This is a genomic window from Novosphingobium sp. CF614 (assembly GCF_900113255.1).
Taxonomy (GTDB): Bacteria; Pseudomonadota; Alphaproteobacteria; order Sphingomonadales; family Sphingomonadaceae; genus Novosphingobium.
In genome coordinates, this window is the sequence record NZ_FOOR01000034.1 from 1 (window position 1) to 19267 (window position 19267).

At 63.1% G+C, this 19267-nt stretch carries 16 protein-coding genes; 11 read left to right on the forward strand and 5 right to left on the reverse strand.

What is annotated here, in order from left to right; all coding sequences use genetic code 11:
* Positions 1 to 372: 372 nt before the first annotated feature.
* From BM052_RS18255 to BM052_RS18265, 3 genes are read right to left on the reverse strand one after another with little or no spacing between them, the layout of a single operon-like run.
* A complete protein-coding gene (locus BM052_RS18255) occupies positions 373 to 1149 on the reverse strand; it encodes a response regulator transcription factor (protein ID WP_091149216.1) in 777 nt (258 codons plus the stop codon).
* 51 nt (positions 1150 to 1200) lie between these two features.
* Positions 1201 to 2511, reverse strand: a complete 1311-nt coding sequence (locus BM052_RS18260; protein ID WP_091149218.1) for an NAD(P)-binding domain-containing protein — start codon at positions 2509 to 2511, stop codon at positions 1201 to 1203.
* Positions 2511 to 3590: a tetratricopeptide repeat protein gene (locus tag BM052_RS18265; RefSeq protein WP_143084898.1), complete on the reverse strand. Its 1080-nt coding sequence runs from the start codon at positions 3588 to 3590 to the stop codon at positions 2511 to 2513. Before BM052_RS18265 ends, BM052_RS18260 begins: the two co-directional genes overlap by 1 nt.
* Before the next feature lie 157 nt (positions 3591 to 3747).
* Between BM052_RS18265 and BM052_RS18270 the strand changes: the two genes are divergently transcribed.
* From BM052_RS18270 to BM052_RS18320, 9 genes are all read left to right on the forward strand, one after another.
* Positions 3748 to 4695: a hypothetical protein gene (locus tag BM052_RS18270; RefSeq protein ID WP_143084899.1), complete on the forward strand. Its 948-nt coding sequence runs from the start codon at positions 3748 to 3750 to the stop codon at positions 4693 to 4695.
* Complete coding sequence (locus BM052_RS18275; RefSeq protein ID WP_091149223.1) at positions 4695 to 6464, forward strand: cytochrome c3 family protein; 1770 nt, start codon at positions 4695 to 4697, stop codon at positions 6462 to 6464. Before BM052_RS18270 ends, BM052_RS18275 begins: the two co-directional genes overlap by 1 nt.
* A 188-nt stretch (positions 6465 to 6652) precedes the next feature.
* Positions 6653 to 8770 (forward strand): cytochrome C, encoded by a 2118-nt coding sequence (locus BM052_RS20040; RefSeq protein ID WP_177198563.1) that lies wholly within the window; start codon positions 6653 to 6655, stop codon positions 8768 to 8770.
* Between the two features lie 69 nt (positions 8771 to 8839).
* Positions 8840 to 11332 carry an SPOR domain-containing protein gene (locus BM052_RS18295; protein WP_143084904.1) on the forward strand — a complete coding sequence of 831 codons (2493 nt, stop codon included), beginning with the start codon at positions 8840 to 8842 and terminating at the stop codon, positions 11330 to 11332.
* Between the two features lie 26 nt (positions 11333 to 11358).
* A complete protein-coding gene (locus BM052_RS18300; RefSeq protein ID WP_091149231.1) occupies positions 11359 to 13299 on the forward strand; it encodes a heme lyase CcmF/NrfE family subunit in 1941 nt (646 codons plus the stop codon).
* Positions 13296 to 13826, forward strand: a complete 531-nt coding sequence (locus BM052_RS18305; RefSeq protein WP_091149242.1) for a redoxin family protein — start codon at positions 13296 to 13298, stop codon at positions 13824 to 13826. The genes BM052_RS18300 and BM052_RS18305 overlap by 4 nt, the downstream gene beginning before the upstream one ends.
* Positions 13823 to 14221, forward strand: a complete 399-nt coding sequence (locus BM052_RS18310; protein WP_091149232.1) for a cytochrome c-type biogenesis protein — start codon at positions 13823 to 13825, stop codon at positions 14219 to 14221. The genes BM052_RS18305 and BM052_RS18310 overlap by 4 nt, the downstream gene beginning before the upstream one ends.
* Position 14222: 1 nt before the next feature.
* The gene (locus tag BM052_RS18315; protein WP_091149234.1) at positions 14223 to 14405 is read left to right on the forward strand and encodes a hypothetical protein; all 183 of its coding nucleotides are present in this window, start codon (positions 14223 to 14225) and stop codon (positions 14403 to 14405) included.
* Positions 14406 to 15131: 726 nt separating this feature from the next.
* Complete coding sequence (locus BM052_RS18320) at positions 15132 to 16010, forward strand: TauD/TfdA dioxygenase family protein (protein ID WP_091149236.1); 879 nt, start codon at positions 15132 to 15134, stop codon at positions 16008 to 16010.
* Between the two features lie 524 nt (positions 16011 to 16534).
* On the opposite strand, the gene BM052_RS18325 is transcribed toward BM052_RS18320, so the two are convergent.
* Positions 16535 to 17347, reverse strand: coding sequence for a TetR/AcrR family transcriptional regulator (locus BM052_RS18325; RefSeq protein ID WP_091149238.1), 813 nt, complete (start codon positions 17345 to 17347; stop codon positions 16535 to 16537).
* Positions 17348 to 17573: 226 nt separating this feature from the next.
* Between BM052_RS18325 and BM052_RS18330 the strand changes: the two genes are divergently transcribed.
* On the forward strand, positions 17574 to 18053 hold the full coding sequence (locus tag BM052_RS18330; protein WP_091149239.1) for a nuclear transport factor 2 family protein: 480 nt from the start codon (positions 17574 to 17576) through the stop codon (positions 18051 to 18053).
* Positions 18054 to 18136: 83 nt separating this feature from the next.
* A complete protein-coding gene (locus BM052_RS18335) occupies positions 18137 to 18595 on the forward strand; it encodes a nuclear transport factor 2 family protein (protein WP_255406254.1) in 459 nt (152 codons plus the stop codon).
* Positions 18596 to 18631: 36 nt separating this feature from the next.
* Here BM052_RS18335 and BM052_RS18340 read toward each other — a convergent pair whose 3' ends face one another.
* On the reverse strand, positions 18632 to 19153 hold the full coding sequence (locus BM052_RS18340; protein ID WP_091149243.1) for an alcohol dehydrogenase catalytic domain-containing protein: 522 nt from the start codon (positions 19151 to 19153) through the stop codon (positions 18632 to 18634).
* Between the last annotated feature and the right edge of the window lie 114 nt (positions 19154 to 19267).

A 19267-nucleotide genomic window follows, 5' to 3' on the forward strand; every position in this document is an offset into this window, starting at 1 on the left:
CCGGCGCTTGCCACCGGCAGTTTCGATCACATCAAGCCGTTCCGCACGGGCCGGTACGCTCGTTTCGATACACGTTTCGTAATCAGTTTCATCACACACTGGTCACCTCGCCGTTCCTTGCGGCGAAATTACCAACCTGGGAGCATCTGAAAATGTGGGGGAGTTTTACCGCTTACGCGCAAATTGGAGGGCGCGCGGGATAGCGGCACCCATCGCCTTGATCGCGGCGGTCCGGGCGCGTCAGCACGCCAATCTGCGCGATCCGCCAGGCGCCACACCAGACGCCGGTGCTATCACGTCATAAGCACTGGGCGGACTAAAATGGCCTCATCTTGACAGGCGGCTTCAACGCAGAGCGGTGCGACAAGCCATTCAGCCGTTCGCGGTCTGCTGGCCGCACAGGCGAACGCATTCCTGCTCGTGTTCGCATCCCGTCGCGGAAGCACGGCAGCACCGATCGAGCAAGCACCCGGAAGTTTGAGCTCGCTCGTCCTGGGCGAGATACCGGTAGCCGACGCCCCGGATAGTCTTGATCCGGCCCTCGCCCACCTTCCGGCGGAGCCGCGCGATCTGGACCTCCACCGCATTCCTGCTGACAAGCGCGCCGGGCGCATAGAGATGATCGCGAATTTCCGGCCCCGTGAGCGTCTGATCGGATCGCAACAGGAACAGGCTGAGAAGGCGAAATTCGTTTCTGGTCAGGTCTAGGCAGCGCGACCCGACCCATGCGCGGCGCGCCTTGAGATCAAGGGCAAGATCACCCAGCTTTAGCACATTGGAATGCGCACCGGCTCCGCGCCGGATGATGGCGTGAAGCCGGGCCACGATCTCCTCCGAACGAACCGGCTTGATCGCATAGTCGTCGGCCCCGGCATCGAGGCAGGCGACTTTCTCCCGCCAGTCGCCGCGCGCACTCAGCACGAGCAGCGGCTGCGAGGCGCGCGCCCTGCGCAACACCGCAATGCAATCCGCTCCGGGCGGACTGTTGCCGGCGAGATCGAGGACCAGTGCAGCCAGCGCATCGGTCGCGCCGCCGCGAAGTGCCTTCTGCAGGCCATTGATCGAACGTACCCTGAAGCCGGCGCGGGTCAGGCGCTCTGCCAGCCACGCGGCATTGTCCTTGTCCTCTCCGATCAGTCCGACTTGCATTGTCGTCCCCCGTCGAGATCGTGAACCGGCAGTTTTCCCCTCTCCATCGCTTCACGCCGTCCCGAACTTGGTTTCCACGGCGATCCCGGTGTCGCGAAGAAACTGGGTGGGCAGGAGGCCGCCTGCGCAGATCAGCACCGCATCGCAGGGCAATTCCGTCACTTGCCCTGCCCAATCGATTGCTACGCGATCGAAAAAAATGGCGCGGACTTCGCTTTCGAGCATTTCGACAATCCGGCCGGTCTCGACCAGCGCCCGCACTCTGTCCCTGTTGCGAGCCCGGGCCCGCGCATAGGCCCCACCGCGATAGGACAGCGTAACGTGGGTGCCTGGCTGGCCCGCAAGCTCGGCAGCGGCTTCCAGAGCGGAATCCCCGCCTCCGACGACCAGCACCTGCTTTCCCGCATATTGCTCGGGATCGATCAGGCGGTAGACGACGTGATCGAGATCCTCGCCGGGCACGCCCAGTTCGCGAGGCGTGCCGCGTCGGCCGATCGCCAAGAGGACCGATCGGGCCAGGACGATTCCACCCAAGGTTTCGACACTGAAGTGGTCTTGCTCGGACCGGATAGCCGTCACCCGTTGCTCGAACTGCGGGGCCAGGCCCGTGCGATCAAGCACGTCGGTCCAGAAAGACAGCAGTCGTTCCTTGGTGACTTCCCCGAAGCGAACGTCCCCGACAATGGGCAAGGTCGCCGGCGAGGTCATGACCACCTTGCCTCTGGGATAATGCGCCACCGTGCCGCCCAGGCTCGACTGCTCGACGGTCAGGAAGGACAGCCTATACTTCATCGCGCCCAGGCTCGCCGCGATGCCGGCCGGGCCGCATCCCACGATGACCAGGTCGAGCACGCCTTCCGCCTTTTCGAAGCGTTTCGACCGGGCTGCAACGGCATCGACCGCCTGGCACCCCTGCTCGATGGCATTGCGGATCAGGCCCATTCCGCCCAGTTCGCCAGCAATGAATATGCCAGGCACGCTTGTCTCGAACTGGGGACTGAGCACGGGGATGTCGACGCCGCGAGTGGCCGTGCCGAACACCAGGGAAATCGCTCCGGTGGGGCAGGCCGCATGACAGGCGCCGTGGCCGATGCACGCTGTCGGCTCGACCAGCATGGCCTTGCCGTCCACGATGCCCAGCACCTTCTCTTCAGGACAGGCGCGCGCGCAGGCCCCGCACCCGAGGCAAATCGCAGGATCGATCACGGGGTGCAGTGAGGGCGGTTCCGTCAGCCCTGCATCGCGGTTTTCATCGAGTACGGCCCGCGCCTGGCGCGACTTGCGGCGCGCGTTGACGACATGGAAGCCCCAGAGAGCCACCAAGGGAAGAGCGTAAACCAACAGCAGGGGATCGAAGCGCATCAGGCCCCCGGCACCCCGGACTGGGATGCAGCATCGTTGACCTGCGCGAGTCCAGCCGGATCACGGGCCAAGGCCTTGCGGGCCGCGACAAGCTCCTGCGCGGCCTGCTCGCCCTGCCCCAGCACCATGCGCGAATGCAGCAGGCGGGCCCAACCCTGCCCGTCTTGCGGATTGTCCTTCAATCGCTTGGCGAGCCCCTCGACCATGCCTGCGATCATGGCCTGCCGCTCTCCGGGCGGCAGTGCCGCCGCGGCCTGCATGGCAGCGGCGTCGACCGGTTGCGGCTGGCTCACCGATGGAGCTGTCGCAGCGGGCGCCGTCAACCGGCCCGTCACATCGACCTTCAGTTTGGCAGCGACCTGGGTGATCTGGCGGCGCACGTCGCCCTGCCAGGATGCATCGGCTGGCCCCGAATTGGCCAGCGCGATCCATTCTTCCAGCGCCGACTTCTCCTGACCGTTCTGCGCCTTCCACAGCGCCAGAAAGTACCGTGTGCGGGGCTCGGCAGGATCAAGGGCAAGCGCCTTTTCGAATTCCCGCTTGGCCTGCGCATCGACCTTGCCGCCTGCGACCCCAGTCAAAGCCTCGGCATAGCCGGAGTGGACAAGCGCATTGTCCGGCAGCAGTTCCAGCGCTCGCCGGTAAGGCTGCAGTGCCTTTTCGGGATGCCCGGTCATCGCGTAAGACCAGCCCAGCATACGGAACCCCTCGCCGTCCTTCGGGTTCGCTTGCAGCCGCTGCGACAGTCGCCCAATCATGGTGTCGACGTCGTCGAGCGTCTGTGTCCCGGCCGCTGCCCCCGCAGGAGCGAGGGACCTCAGGACGGGACCGGTCGTCGCGTCTTCCGGCGAACGAATGAGCATGACGGCGCCTGCTAGCGCGACCAGGACGGCAGCTCCCGCGAGCAGAAGCCGCGAAGAATGTGTCCACGTCGACAGCCACGCGGGTGTCTGTCCTGCCTCGCCCGAAGGATCGCCATCGTGCGCGACGCCGGCTTCTGCAGGGGTTGACACTTGGCCCGTTTGCCACACCCGCATAGCGGCCACACCAACCGACAGGCCGGCAAGGCCAGTCAGCACATATTGTACAAGCATTCGATCCCCTCGTCCCGGCCGACCCCCGGCCATTTTCGTACATACGACAGCGCTATCGAAATTCCGCAGTCACCCCACATCCTGATCCTGACGTAAACCTGACAGAATGAGCCCAACGGCGACGCTCCGAGTATGCAGCGCGATGAGCCGTGGCCGGGATTGCCCTGATTTCCAGACCCGCCGCGCTAAGCAACGTGGCGGCAAAACGGTTGCCCGGACCACGCAGAACATGGCCAGCAGGACAGACATCTCACCCTCGCGATCATCTCGAACTGGACTGCGCGCGCGCGCGACGGAGCGCGGCGTGTCCGGACTTGTCGGCTGCGCCATACTGATTGCCATCGCGTGGGGCTGGCTCCATCGCGCCGACGATCTGGTCGATCCCGAACGCGGCCTCGGTTATGCGTTGGGCATCATCGGCGGCACCATGATGCTGGTGCTGCTCGCCTATCCCCTGCGCAAACGCCAGCCAGTCAAGCTCAAGGCGATGGGGACCGTCGGCTTCTGGTTCCGCTTCCACATGCTGCTTGGCCTGCTCGGCCCGTTGGCTATCCTGTACCACTCGCGCTTCACGTTCGGCGCCTTGAACAGCGCGGTGGCGCTTGGCGCAATGGTGGTGGTGGCGGGAAGCGGCCTCATCGGCCGGTTTCTCTATTCACGGGTTCATCGTGGCTACTCGGATCGCAAGCTGGAAATCCGCACCCTTCAGCAAGACATGGACGCGCTGCTCGATGACCTTGAAGCTGTGGGCGTTCCCCGCGGTCGCATCCTTGATCTGCTTCAACTCTTCGAGGACAAGGCAGTGCGTGCCGGCGGCGCCTTCTGGTCCAGCGCATGGGCCGTGGTCGGCCTTGGGCTGAGAACCCATAGCGCCCAATGGCGTCTCGCCCGCAAGTTGACGGCTGGCGATGCCCACCTTCGCAAGCGCGTGCAAAGGGATGTCCGCGAATACTTCTGCGCGGTAAGGCGGGCGGCCGAATTCGCGTTCTACGATCGCCTGCTCAGGCTGTGGCACCTGCTGCACCTGCCGCTGTTCATCGTCCTCATCGCCGCGGCAATCCTGCACATCGTCGCGGTGCACATGTACTGATGCATCGGTTCTGGATTCTCGTTTGTCTGGTAATCGCCGCCACCGCGGCACCGGTCGCGGCACAGTCCATCATCGAGCGACTGATTACGCCCGGGCCGTTGAGCGGTGCGCATGCCAAGCTGGAAAGCAAATGCGACACCTGTCACGCTTCCTTCCGCAAGGAGGCGCAGGGTGGCAAGTGCCTGGCCTGCCACAAGCCCGTCGCAGGCGACATTGCCAGCCGCACGCGCTTTCATGGCAAGTACACGCCTGCAAGAACACAGGATTGCAAGGCGTGTCATAGCGAACACAAGGGCCGCGCCACGGGGTTGATCCGCTTGAGCCGGCAGGGCTTCGATCACGGGCTCACCGATTTCGCACTCACCGGTGCCCACGCCAGGACAACCTGCGCCGCCTGCCATGGGCCGGGCAACAACTACCGGGGCATTCCCAACGCCTGCGCAGGCTGTCATGCCAAGAAGGATCCGCATGCCGGACAACTGGGCCGTGCGTGCCAGAACTGCCACTCCACCGCCGCCTGGAAGCCGGTGACAGGCTTCAATCATGCCCGTACCCGTTTCTCGCTGACTGGAGCGCACGCGCAGGCGGCCTGCATGACCTGCCATGCAGGGCAGCGGTGGAAGGGGCTCGGAACGACCTGCTTATCCTGCCATGCCAAGAACGATGTCCATCGGGGTAGCCGAGGTCCCGACTGCGCCTCGTGCCACCGCACGACCTCCTGGAAATCCACGACGTTTGATCATGCCAGCACCGGGTTCCCGCTACTGGGTGCGCATGCTGCCGCGAGTTGCGCCGGCTGCCACGGCCCGGGCAATGTGCAGAAGCACCCTTCCCGCATCTGCGCGACATGCCATGCCAAGGACGATGCGCATAAGGGGCAAAACGGCGCCGATTGCGCTGCATGTCATGTCCCGGCGGGCTGGCGGCAGGTTCGTTTCGATCACGATGTGATGACCCGATTCCCGTTGAAAGGCGCCCATCGCCTTGCTGCGTGCGCCGGATGCCACAAGCAGCCGCCGAAAGTCGCGAAGCCTCCCGTCACCTGCTTCGGCTGCCACGCCGCGGACGATCCGCACAAGGGCGCAAACGGCCAGGACTGTGCGCGTTGCCACAAGGAAACGGCATGGAAGATCGTTGACTTCAACCACGGTTCGATGACGCGCTTTCCGCTAATCGGCGCCCATGCCAAGGCCAGGTGCGAGACCTGCCACACAGCACCGCTAGAAAAATTCAAGCTTTCGACTGAATGTGGGTCATGCCATGCCAAGGACGACGCACACGCTGGCAAGCTGGGCTCAGGCTGCGCGCGTTGCCACGACAGCATTTCGTGGCAGGCCAACGTGCGGTTCGACCACGCGCTGAGCCGCTTCCCACTGCTGGGCAAGCATGCATCGGCAAAATGTGCCGACTGTCACATCGACAAGTCGTTCGGGACAAAGGGCATTGAATGTGCGGCCTGTCATCAGGACGATCACCATGCGGGCACTCTCGGTTCCCCGGCGAAGTGCCGCGATTGCCATAACTCGGTCGACTGGAAGGCTTGGTCGTTCGACCATGACCGACGAACCGGATTTGCACTGACCGGACAGCACAAGGGGCTCATCTGCTCTGCCTGTCACGCCCGCCCCGGGGACCCGGCAAAGGCCGGAACCCAATGCGTCGATTGCCATCAGCGCGACGACCGCCATCGCGGCGGCTTCGGGACCGACTGCGAGCGTTGTCATGTGACCAGCGGATTTCGTGACATTGTGATGAACGCCGCACATTAACGGATGGCCGGGCCAACCTGACGCCAACCTTGCAATCCACGCCGAATTCCGGCGAAGCGAGGATAGGCAGCGATGGAAGGTGCACCTCCTTATACCATCGCTGAATCCGCCATGTTTTAGGCTGGCAGCAACGGTGTTCGCTCTGCGAGCCACCGGAAGGTCGCGTGTGGCGGAGGGAGTGTCGAACAATGCTCGGGAAGCGTCTATGGACGATCCTGATCGCCGTTTTGGCGCTGCTGGCCATGCCTCAGGCCACCGAGGCCGGCAGCCCAGCGCGGCGACCTGCGAGTTTCGACCATTTCAGCACCGGCTTTCCCCTCACCGGCGCCCATGCCTCGATCCCCTGCGAATCCTGCCATACAGACGGCCACTTCAAGGCGACGCCGAAGGTCTGCGCCGATTGCCACAATGCCGTGCGGGCTTCAGGCAAACCGGCAAACCACATGCGCACGCAGGCGGCCTGCGATTCCTGTCACACCACGCGGCAGTGGCAGATAGCGCGGTTCGATCATGCGACGGTCACCACGAATTGCAGTTCCTGCCACAACGGCATGCCGTCGATTGGCAAGCCCGCCGACCACATAGCCACCAGCGCCGACTGCGCGAGCTGTCACATCACCTCGAGTTGGTCCTACGTCCGCTTCGATCACAGCACTGTCACCGGCAGTTGCGCCAGCTGCCACAACGGAACGAAGGCGACCGGAAAGCCGGCCAATCACATCGCGACGTCCGAGGATTGCGGCAACTGCCATCGCACAAGCACCTGGACCGGCGCTCGCTTCGACCATTCGGGGGTGAGCGGCAACTGCGCCTCGTGCCACAACGGCAGCAATGCCAGCGGCAAACCGGCCAACCATCTGACTACGACGAACCGCTGCGAGAGCTGCCACCGTATCGGCGCCTGGACGCCGGCCAGCTTTGACCATGCCGAAACGACTGCCACGTGTTCCAGCTGCCACAATGGAACGAAAGCGCCCGGCAAACCGGCAGGTCACATCGCCACCAGCGCCGCGTGCAGCGATTGCCACAAGACGAGCGGGTGGACGCCAGCGACCTTCTCGCACGCCAGCATTTCCGGCAACTGTGCGTCGTGCCACAATGGCACCAGCGCGACCGGCAAGAGCGCGACGCACATTTCCACGACTGCCGTTTGCGAAGATTGCCACTCGACCACCGCATGGTCCCCGGTGCGCATCGTCAATCACAACGACGTGCTCGGCACTTGCTCGAACTGCCACAACGGCACCAAGGCCGAGGGCAAGCCGGCGACGCACATCAGCACCAGTGCCGAATGCTCCGACTGCCATCGAACCAGCGCCTGGACGCCAGCGACGTTCAGCCATGCCAATGTGACCGGGAACTGCGCCTCCTGCCACAATGGTACGATCGCTACCGGCAAGAGCGCCGCCCACATTTCCACGACTGCCGTTTGCGAAGATTGCCACTCGACTACCGCATGGTCCCCGGTGCGTACCGTCAACCACAACGACGTGCTCGGCACCTGCTCGAGCTGCCACAACGGCACCAAGGCCGAGGGCAAGCCGGCGACGCACATCAGCACCAGTGCCGAGTGTTCCGACTGCCATCGCACGAGCGCCTGGACCCCAGCCTCGTTCAGCCACGCCGGCGTGACGGGCAACTGCGCCTCCTGCCACAACGGCACGACGGCTACCGGCAAGTCCGCGACGCATCTCAGCACCACCGCGACGTGCGAGGATTGCCACAGGACGACCGCCTGGAGTCCCGCGACATTCAACCACGCCGACGCGCTGGGCACATGCGCAAGTTGTCACAACGGCACTGCGGCACCTGGCAAGCCTGCCAGTCACATCCGCTCTACCGACCTTTGCGACTACTGCCACGTGACCACGAACTGGCAGAACGTGCGGATGGATCATACCCAGGCGCTCGGCACCTGCTCGTCCTGTCACAACAATGTGCAGGCAACGGGTAAGCCAGCCACGCACCTGCCGACAAGCGCGGAATGCAGTGACTGCCACCGCACCAGCGCATGGATACCGGCCACCTTCAGTCACACGAACATCACCGGGAACTGCGCCACCTGCCACAATGGCACTACCGCCACCGCGAAGTCGGCGACGCACCCGCAGACGACCAATGTCTGCGAGAACTGCCATCGCACCACGTCTTCGTGGACGCAGATCACCATTAGTCACAGCGATGCGCTGGGCCGCTGCGATTCCTGCCACAACGGCCGGATCGCCGAAGGCAAGCCGGCGCGCGACCACCCCACCACCACGAGCGACTGCGGGAGCTGCCACTCGACGCGGACGTGGGATCGTTAGAATACCTTTGAGGGAGCGGGGACAGTCTTGAGCAGAAAGAATTTCGAAGCCGGCGGCGCGCTGGCAGCCTTGGCCATCGCAACCTTAGCGGGCAGTGGCCTGCCCGCACCGGCATACGGGCAGGCCGTTGCCGACCGCACGCTGTCGGACGTGAAGGTGGACAATGTCGGCTCATGCTCGACGCTGACGATCACGTTCAACATTCGCGTGCAGATGCTCAGCTACTTCCCGACGACGGCAGGGCAGGAGTTGCATGTCCGGGTACGCCCGCTCGACCCATCGAGCGCCAGCCTCCTGCGGGAATCGCTGCGCACTCCCGCCAGCGTGCCGGCGCTGCGCTCGATCGCGTACGAGGGCGACAATCCCTCCGGGCCGGTCCTTTCGCTCTACTTCACCCGCGACATGCATTTCGAGGCGGAAGCCGGTCGTGACCCGCAAACCCTGGTGATCCGACTGAGCGATCCGGGCAGCGGGGCGAAGTGCGAAACCAGAAACGGACCTCCCCCCTCCGTCATGGGCCTCGCCATTCCGCAGGGGCTCTACGTGGTAAACGTGCTGTCGAGACCGGAAGCGATCGGCTCGCTCGACGAAAAGCTGGCTGCCCAGCTACAGGGTCATGTCGTCTACGAGACCCTTTTTGAACGCGACTCCCAGCAATGGCACCGTCTGCGCGAGGGCTTCTTCGCCACCCGCGAGGAGGCCGAAGTCGAACGAGCCCGCCTTGCCGTGCAATTTCCGGACGCGTTCGTCGTGAAGGTGACGGCAGAGGAACGCGCCCAGGGCGTCGCCAGCCGGATTGACGACGGCGCGGCCACGCCTGCCGCCCAAACGTCCCAGCCCGCCGGCAGCGAGGCCGACACCGCTGCGACGGCCCAGCTCATCGCCGATGCCGAAATCGCCATCCGCGATGCGAACAACGATCGCGCCGTCCAACTCCTCACCAATGCGCTGGCCAAGCCCGAGAACCCCAACACGCCGCGGGCACTCGAACTCCTGGGCCTTACCCGCGAACGCAAGGGGCAGGCTGCACAGGCGCAGGCCGAATATCAAGAATACCTGCGTCGCTATCCCAGCGGCGAGGCCACCGATCGAGTGCGCCAGCGCCTCGCTGCGCTTGCCGGTCCGCAAGGCGCGCCCGAACAATTGCGTCAGGCCAGCAGTGGCCCCGGTTCCGCCGCGGCCTGGACCTGGGGCGTGCGCGGCAGTTTCTCGCAATTCTATTTCCGCGACCAGAGCACCACCAAGTTCCTCGATGCCTCGCGTCCCGAAGTGGGTGCCGAGGTCGATAACTCGGTCAACCTCAACCAGCTGCTCACCTCGGGCGATGTCACCGTCTCGGGCGGCAACGACCAGCGTCAGGTCGAACTGAGGGCAGCCGGGTCCTACACCTGGAACTTCCGCAAGGGCGGCAACGACATCGATACGCTTACCGCCCTCTACGCCGATTACTCAGACCGTACGGCCAATCTCTCGGCGCGGCTGGGTCGTCAGACGCGCAATTCCTCGGGCGTCCTTGGGCGCTTCGACGGGCTGCTGCTCGGTTGGCAGGTAAAGCCCCGCGTACGCGTTAATCTGGTGACCGGCTTCCCGGTGCTGACATCGCGCCAGACACACGTGCTAAAGGACCGCTATTTCTATGGCGCAAGCGTGGACATCGGCAGCAAGCGCAGTCCCGTCCAGACCACGTTCTACTGGTTCGACCAGCGCACGAGGGGTGGATTCATCGATCGCCAGGCCCTGGGCTTCGAGGGGCGCGTCCTGCTCAAGCGGTTCAACGCTTTCACGATCGTCGACTACGATGTGAAGTACAGCAAGCTGAACCTCGGCCTGCTCACCCTCAACTACGCCTTCCCGGACAATTCCAACCTCAGCATCACGGCCGATTACCGGCAGTCTCCGCTGCTCACCACCAGCAATGCCCTAATCGGCCAACTCGATTCCGCGACGCTGCAGCCCATCACCGATCTGCGTGGGCTGCGGCCGTTCTTTACCGACGGGCAGATCTACCAGTTGGCCGACGATCGCACGCTGGTGACGAAATCACTTACCGCGTCCTACTCGCGGCCGATTTCGCAGAAATTGCAGGCCAATCTCGACTTCACCGTGACCAACACCGGCGGCACCCCTGCAACCCCTGCAAGCGCGGGCACCGAGGCGGTGATGGGGTTGCCCTCGGTAGGCACGGAATATTACTACGGCGCGCAGCTCGTCGGCAGCGGCCTGTTCTGGAGCAGCGACATCTACATCCTGTCCGGGCGTTATTCGGACACCCAGCGCTCGCGCACCTGGACGGCCGACTTCAACGCCCGCGTGCCGGTTACCAGCAAGTTCCGCCTCAATCCGCGCGTGCGCTACGGCAAGCGAACGGACAAGCTGTTCTCCAGCGACTTCCATCAGTTCCAGCCGACGCTGCGGATCAACTGGTACCCGATGCGCCACTCGGAAGTGGAAGTGGAAATCGGCGGCAACTTCTCGCGGCAGCGTGACGCGATTGCCGGCGCGCAAACCACGATCACCGAGTCAGGCGTCGTCCTGACCGCAGGCTATCGCCTGGACTTCTGAAGCATGATTGTTCGGGCATATCCCACATGATCGCGGAAGCTGGCTTGGCGGCGCTCTGGCTCGCCGCCGCCATGGCCCTGCTGCAGGTTTCGCTGGGCGTACTGGCGCTCACGCGCGGGCGGCATCAGCTGCGTTCTGCAATCGCTCCCGTGACGCTGGTGCAGGCACTGCTGGTGACCATCGCCTTCGGCTGCCTCATCGCCGTGTTTGCACGCTCGGACATGTCGGTGCTGTTGGTGGCGGCAAACAGCCACTCGGCCAAGCCGATGCTATACAAGGTCGCCGGCGCCTGGGGCAACCACGAGGGCTCGATGCTGCTGTGGGTGACCATCCTCGGCATCGCCGGAGCCACCATTGCCATGTTTGAACGGCGCCTGCGGGAGGATACGCGTGTTGCGACGCTGGCGGCGCAGGCGTGCATTGCGCTCGGCTTCTATGCCTTCCTGCTGTTCGCATCGAACCCCTTTGCCAGGATCACGGGCGTGGAAGAAGGCCAAGGCCTCAATCCCCTGCTGCAAGATCCCGGCCTGGCGTTCCATCCGCCCACGCTCTATGCCGGCTATGTCGGCATGTCGGCGGCCTTCTCCTTCGCTGTGGGCGCATTGGTCACCCGCAACGTCGGGCCTGACTTCGCCCGCGCCATGCGTCCCTGGATCCTGGGCGCATGGATATTCCTGACCATCGGCATTACCGCGGGCTCCTACTGGGCGTACTACACCCTCGGGTGGGGCGGCTGGTGGTTCTGGGACCCGGTGGAAAATGCCAGCCTGATGCCCTGGCTGGCAGCGACAGCGCTGCTTCATTCGGTCAGCGTCCTTGCCACGCGCGATGGGCTGCGCGCCTGGACCATCATGCTTTCGGTGCTGGCCTTTTCAATGTCGATGGTCGGCACTTTCCTGGTGCGCTCCGGAATCCTGACGAGCGTGCACAGCTTTGCCGTCGACCCCGAGCGCGGCATCTTCATTCTTGCCCTGTTGGCCATTTACATCGGCGGTGCGCTCGCCCTGTTCGCCCTGCGCATCGGCACGGTAACCGAAGGCAACCGCTTCGAATTGGTCAGCCGCGAAGCAGCGCTTGTCATCAACAACCTGTTGCTGACGGTGATCCTTGTCATCGTCCTGGCAGGAACGCTCTACCCGCTCGTCCTGGAAGGCACGACGGGTGAAAAGATCTCGGTCGGCGCACCTTACTTCAACGCGACGGCCGGCCCCCTGGCAATCGCCATGCTCGTCCTGCTCGCCGCCGGGCCCTTGCTACGGTGGCGCAGCGATCGGCCGCGTCTGCTGCTGGAGCGCATGGCGGGTCCGCTGTTCGCGGGAGCCGCAGCACTTCTGGCATTGGCGCTGCTGGGTGGCAGCATCAGCGTTTTCCCCCTGCTTGGCCTGATCGTGGCCGCCGTAGTGGCCGTGGGCAGCCTCGCACCGCTTTGGAAGCGCAAGCTGGACCGTACACCGCTCTTCACCTGGGGCATGGTCATGGCCCACATGGGCTGCGCCATCGCGATCGCGGGCATGGCTTGCGACAGCGCCTTCACCAAGGAGAACATGGTGGCCATAGCGCCCGGAGAAACGCGCGAGGTTGGTCCTTGGTCCGTCACCCTTACCGGCGTGCACCAGGTGCCGGGGCCCAATTACACTGCCCTCGAAGCGACGCTGTCGGTGAGGAAGGAAGGAAGCACGCCGTTCACGATGCTTCCGCAACTGCGGCAGTTCACCGACCCGCCAATGCAGACCAACCACGCCGCGATCGACACCTTCTGGAATGGGCAACTCTACCTAGTGGTCGGCGAGCAAGGCGACGGCGAGCGTTGGCTGATCAGGATGTGGTGGAAGCCGTGGGTAACCCTGATCTGGCTCGGAGGAGCCTTGATAGCCGCCGGTGGTGCCCTTTCGCTGCTCGGGCGGGTACGCCGGGATGTCCTGGGCCAGCGGACGCAGTGGCGCCCGGGCGCGAGGAAAGCGGCATGATCCGCAGACTGCTGCTATGGCTTCCCTTTGCCCTTGGCGCCGTGTTGTTCGCCGCATTCTGGGCCGGCCTGCACCATCCGGACGACCACGTGATCGCTTCGAAGATGGTCGGACAAGCGCTGCCCGACTTCGAAACGCGCACGGCCATGCAGGGGCAAGGCGCGCCGCGCGCCGCACAGTTTCACGGAGGAAAACCCCGCCTCCTGAATGTCTTCGCCAGTTGGTGTGTACCCTGCGCCCAGGAGGGACAAATGCTGATGCGCCTCAAAGCCGCAGGAGCACAGATCGATGGCGTAGCAGTCCACGACACCCAAGCCGACCTTGCCCGATTTCTCGCCGAAAACGGAAATCCCTACGCTTCGGTCGGACTGGACATCGACGGCAGAGCCCAGATGGCGCTCGGATCAACCGGCGTTCCAGAAACCTTCGTGGTGGATGGTCAAGGCCGCATCGTCCACCAGCAGATCGGTGCCGTGACGGAAGCCGACATGCCCACCTTGCTGGCCAAACTGGGAATCCGGCCATGAACCGCATCAGCGCTAGCCTGGCGACTCTCATGCTGCTGGCTGCGACACCGGTTGCGGGGCTGGACTACGCAGACGAGTCCCTTCCCGATCCGCAACAGGAAGCCAAGGCGGTGCAACTCATGGATTCGCTGCGCTGCGTCGTCTGTCAGGGGCAGCCCATATCGGGCAGCAATGCCGGGCTGGCCGGCGATATGCGGCGACTGGTGCGGGAACGGATCGCTGCCGGCGACAGCCCCGAGCAGGTGCGCGCCTGGCTGGTCAATCGCTATGGCGACTGGATCAGCTTCCAGCCACAGGTGAAACCCGCCACGGCGCCGTTGTGGCTGATCCCCCTTCTCGCAGTTCTGGCCGGCTCCTGGCTGGCCTCGCGGCGCTTGGTCCACAGGAAGCGTTGAGATGGGCTGGTTCTTCGCCATAGGCCTCGCCGGACTTTCGCTTCTCGCACTACTCGCCAGCGGACGCCTGCCGCGCGCCGCGTTGGAGATGGCCGTGGCCTTCCTGATCGCCGGTCTGGCTGGTTATGCATGGCAAGGGAGTCCCGATCAGCCGGGACATGCCGTCATCGCTGGCAAACCATAGTCATTTCGTTGATGCCTCTGCACAAAAGATAACCGCAATTCGCCGCCGTGAGGTGAAGACGAAGGAGCCTCCATCTAAGCGGGCAGTCAATCGCAAGGCGGCTATCAGGACGCGGAATTGAAAGCCGGAATGGCCGCTTTGTCGAAGGGTTTCGGGCGCCGTGAGGCGTACTAAACCCGAACGTGTACGACCCGCGGTGTGTCTGGGCGTGAGCTATGGGGATTTCGGATTCAGGTGGGTCGCCGCCGTCGGCTGAGCGCTGCCTGGCGGTGGTGCGGACCACCTCAGCCATGCCCATTCCAGGTGCTGGAACCATGAGCATGAGCGACATTTTGGCACGCCATCGCAGCGTTCTCGTTCCAAGGCGGCTACCACTGCATAGGCGGTCATTGCCAGCGACACGATGATCGCTGGATCAGGTAGTCCCAGGCCATGCCGGTCCATTGCTCCGGGCGAGGCCCATCGCTTGCGCGGACGCTTGGAAGTCCCAAAACTCGACGCATCGCTTAACCGACCACATGCAAAGCCGGAAGGCTAACCGTTGGCCCATTTGCCCAACAATGCCGTTCGGAGTTGCATTATCCAACCGATTTGCGCGATGCGCAGAGCGGGCCCTGCCCCGTACCCATGCACGCGAGCCGAACCGGAATCCGGCCCGGGCGGGGACTTTACAAAACGCCTCGCAGCGATATAGTAAAGCAATTGACCTAATTTTGGAGAGGCGTCGTGACTGATCTTCAGGTTCGCAACTTGAGGCCCGAATTCGGCGCTGAGATAACCGGGCTGGATCCGGTCGCGCCGCTTGATCCGGCGGTGGTGAGGCAGCTGCGGGGGCTGTTCAGGGAACGCGGCCTGCTGGTCTTTCCCAACCTCAATCCCGATGCCCGCTTCCAGACTTATCTGGCGGAGCAGTTGGTCGATGAGCGGACGATCGATCCCGATGCCCTGCACGTCGACGAGCTGCACCAGGTTTCCAATGTCGAGAAGATCGCCGCGGTTCCGCTTGGCCGACTGATGTTCCACAGTGATACGATGTGGGAAGAGGATGGCTGCAAGGCGATCTCGCTGTTTGGCAAGGTCGTCGAGCCTGGCGCGATCCCGACCATGTTCGTGAGTATCGCGCATGCCTGGAATACGCTGCCAGAAGGGCTTCGGGCGCGCGTCCAGGGGCGGTTCGCCATTCACTGTTCGGACGCGACGGATCAGCGGGATACTTATGTATCTGACGACGTAATGGTCGTTGATTTCGGATCGAAGCAGCGGCTGCGCCTGCCGATCGCCTATCCCCACCCGCGCACCGGGCAGACCGTGCTCTATGTTTCTCCGCAGCTGACGCATCATATCGAAGGATTCGACCATCACGAGAGTGAACCGCTTCTCAACGCGTTGTTCGATCACATGTACGCCGAGCAGAACGTGTTCACTTACAATTGGCGGCAAGGCGATCTGGTGGTCTGGGACAATCTGGCCATACAGCACGCCCGGCCCGATCTGAGGGCGGACGCTCCGGCCCGCACGCTTCGCAAGACGCTGGTGCCGGCCTACATGGTTGAAGCGGCGACCGCGCCGACGTTCAAAGCCACTTATAAGCGCTTTGGCGACTGACAACCTCTCTTCACTGGAGGAGAAGCGATCATCACGCGCGGCTCTGGCGGCAGCCAAGCGGAAGGAATCGATGCAATCTGCGCGCATCTCGATCGCTGCCAGCCGATTCATGCCAAGTCTTTGAAGGGAACTCTGGTGTCCCCTTGTCTTCGTCATGGCGAGCCGCCCAAGGCGGTGCGGCAATCCAGGGGATTGGCCAGGGCGATTTTGCGTTGCCCTGGATTGCTTCGGCGGCTTCGCCCCCCTCGCAACGACGAAAGGGGGAAGATGAGTCTTGGTATCAGCCCTCGACGCACAATACGGCCAATATCTGGGTCCATGAGAAGGACGGCGAGATCCGGAAGTGGCTTGGCCATATTCCATCGGACAAAAGCGTTCGGCTTGGCGACTACGACGACCTGGTGGTCCGCACGGCGGCCGGCTGGCGGATCAAGCATCGACTGGTGATGCAGAACATCCCCGAGCCGGCTTCGAGGAATACCGAACCATTGGCGGGTGGAACGGCGAAGGGAATAAAATCGTTCTCAGGCCGTGGGGCCGACCGTGCCGGGCTTGCTCGTCCTGGTTGCGCGAACCTTCGTCGCGCGGGCAGGTGCCGAAGGTTTCCCGGCTGTGCGGGGCAACTTCCGCACCGAACTCAGCGGGGCCATGAGGCCGGCGGTATGATATCGCACGAGATCGTCCAGCAAATGATCGAGCGGCGCCATCAGCGTGCCCGCCCGCTGCGCGGTCTGGTACATCGCGAGCGAATGGATCACGCTCACTCCGAATATCTCCCAACGTTCGTCGATCGTCGATTGGGGATAGTCGGGCAAGGCCTTGCCAAGCCCGATTTTCAGATCGTCCAGACCGCTCGAAGCCGCCGCTTCCATGAGACTGGACATACCGCCCGCCTCCGAGATGTACCGCGACAGGAACGGCAGATAAAAATTTTCGCCCTGGATAATGCTCTCGAAAGGAAGAACGAAAGCGCTGACATAATCCACCACCTGAGGCGAGTTTTTGCCATGGAGAAGCTTTGGAAAAACTTCCTTGGCACTCATCTTTATGGATTCTATCCGATAAAGGACGATCTCTTTGACGAGGTTATCCTTTCCGCCAAAGTGATAATGGACCGCGGCATTGTTCTTTTGCCCCGCAGCCGTAGCGATATCACGTAATGAAACCGCCGATATCCCGAATTCAGAGTAAAGTCTTTCTGCTTTCGAAAGTATGAGTTCACGCGTCAATTGACCCCTGGCGTGACGTTTGTCGCCAGAATTCACCAATGATGAAGGCTTGGCACTTCGATTTTGCCCCGGCACGTTTGCGACAACCCATCCATCATTGAAGGTCATAGTCTTCGATCGTCACTATATTGCGATGAAATATCGCGTCAACTGCGATGTCAGGAACATATCCTCCGAGTGTTCTGAAGCGGAAACAAGGCGATAGTGCTTGACGATCCCCGGCACAACTAATTAAAGCATTTGTACGAATTGTTCCGCAGATCAAGCTTTGCGGCAAACCGGCGGCCCCATCGATACGAGACGCCGCAGAAGACGGGGGGAGAGGTTATCGCCTATGTCCAGCCTGCAGGAACCCTTCGCGGCCCAGTTGCAATGCCTCGCCGATATCGAGGAAATCAAGAAGCTGAAATATCGCTATATCCGGCTCATCGATGCCCATCGCTTCGAAGAATGGGGGAACGCCTGCTTCACCGAGGATTGCTATCTGTCGACTACTGACCTTGGGACCTGGATCGGGCGCGACAACATCGTGGCGGCCGTGAAGCGCGCCTATGGCACGGCCAAGACGATCCATCAGGTTCACATGCCGGATATCACCATCATCGGGCCTCACACCGCAACAGCGATCTGGGCCCTCAGCGACTACACCTCGTGGACCGCCAATGGCGAGCACGTGATCGAATGGGGCCGTGGTCACTATGAGGACAGCTATCTGCGTACCGGCCAGGGATGGCGGATCAATCGCACGGTGCTGGTCCGCGAGGCGCTTCCACCCCCGAGCCGAAGCGCGCTGATGGCGGATCAATCCTCCTAGAAAACAGAGGATGAGCGGCAGGGACTGGAAGTGCATGCCCAGCGCCTGGCCTGCATGCGAGAACGACGATGGGAGATGTATCGATGGCTTCTATGCAACTACAGGATATCGCCGACCAATTGCAGCGGCTCACCGATATCGAGGCGATAAAGCAACTGAAAGCCGAATACGTGCGACTTGTCGACACCCAGGACTGGGACGCCTGGTCCCGCCTGTTCACCGAGGACTGTCATCTCGACCTCGATGGCGGCCCGATCGATGGCCGTGACCGTGCGGTCGAGAAGGTCTCGAAGTCGCTTGCCAATGCCAAAACCGTCCATCGGCTGCATGCACCCGAAGTCACCATAACCGGGGCCGATACCGCCTCTGCGGCATGGCCGATGTCCGACTTCGTGCGTGGGACCTTCGGCGGCAAGGAATTGATAATCAGCGGACATGGCTACTATTACGAGGACTATGTCCGCACCGCGGAAGGCTGGCGCGTGAAGCGCAGTCAGCTGGTCCGCCAGCACGTCGAAACATCGCCGATGCCCGAAGGATAAGGTTGGAGCCGACAGATCGGGAAGACTCGTGCCGGCTCATTGACCGCCTCGTTCCGAGCCGATCACCCATGACGCCACCGCCGCTGGTTCCACCATCGCTGCTTCTTCATCGCTCAGGGCATCAGGGACCTTGGCGACATTATAGTCGTTCACGATCGCATGTTCGGCCAGCCCGCCGGACTGGTGCGACAGGCCGATCACCGCCACAAGACTGCTCAGATGATGAAAGCCGCGATCGGCAAAGTATTCCCCCGTCCGGGGCATCACCAGGGGCTGAACCGAGACCCGGTCGCCGACCGCCACGCTGGTTACGCCGTCTCCAATGGCTTCCACGGTGCCGGCGAACTCATGCCCCAGAATCTGCGGGCCGTGCGCCCCGGTATAGGGGTGCGGGTGGGTGCAGATGAATACCGGGCCGCCCGTGTATTCATGCACATCGGTCCCGCAGATGCCGCAGTAGCGATTGCGTATGCGCACTTGCCCGGGGCCGGGCTCTCCCGGTTCCGGCAAGCTTTCGATCCGCAGATCGCCTTTGCCATGAAAACGCAGCGCCTTCATCATATCCTCCAATACAGAAAGTAAGTATCCCCCGGCAGAGCCGGGGGCTTTACGATGTGAGCCGCTCAAAGCGGCTGGTTCAGGTCGCTAACGCGGCCTGACGGTTTGGAACCG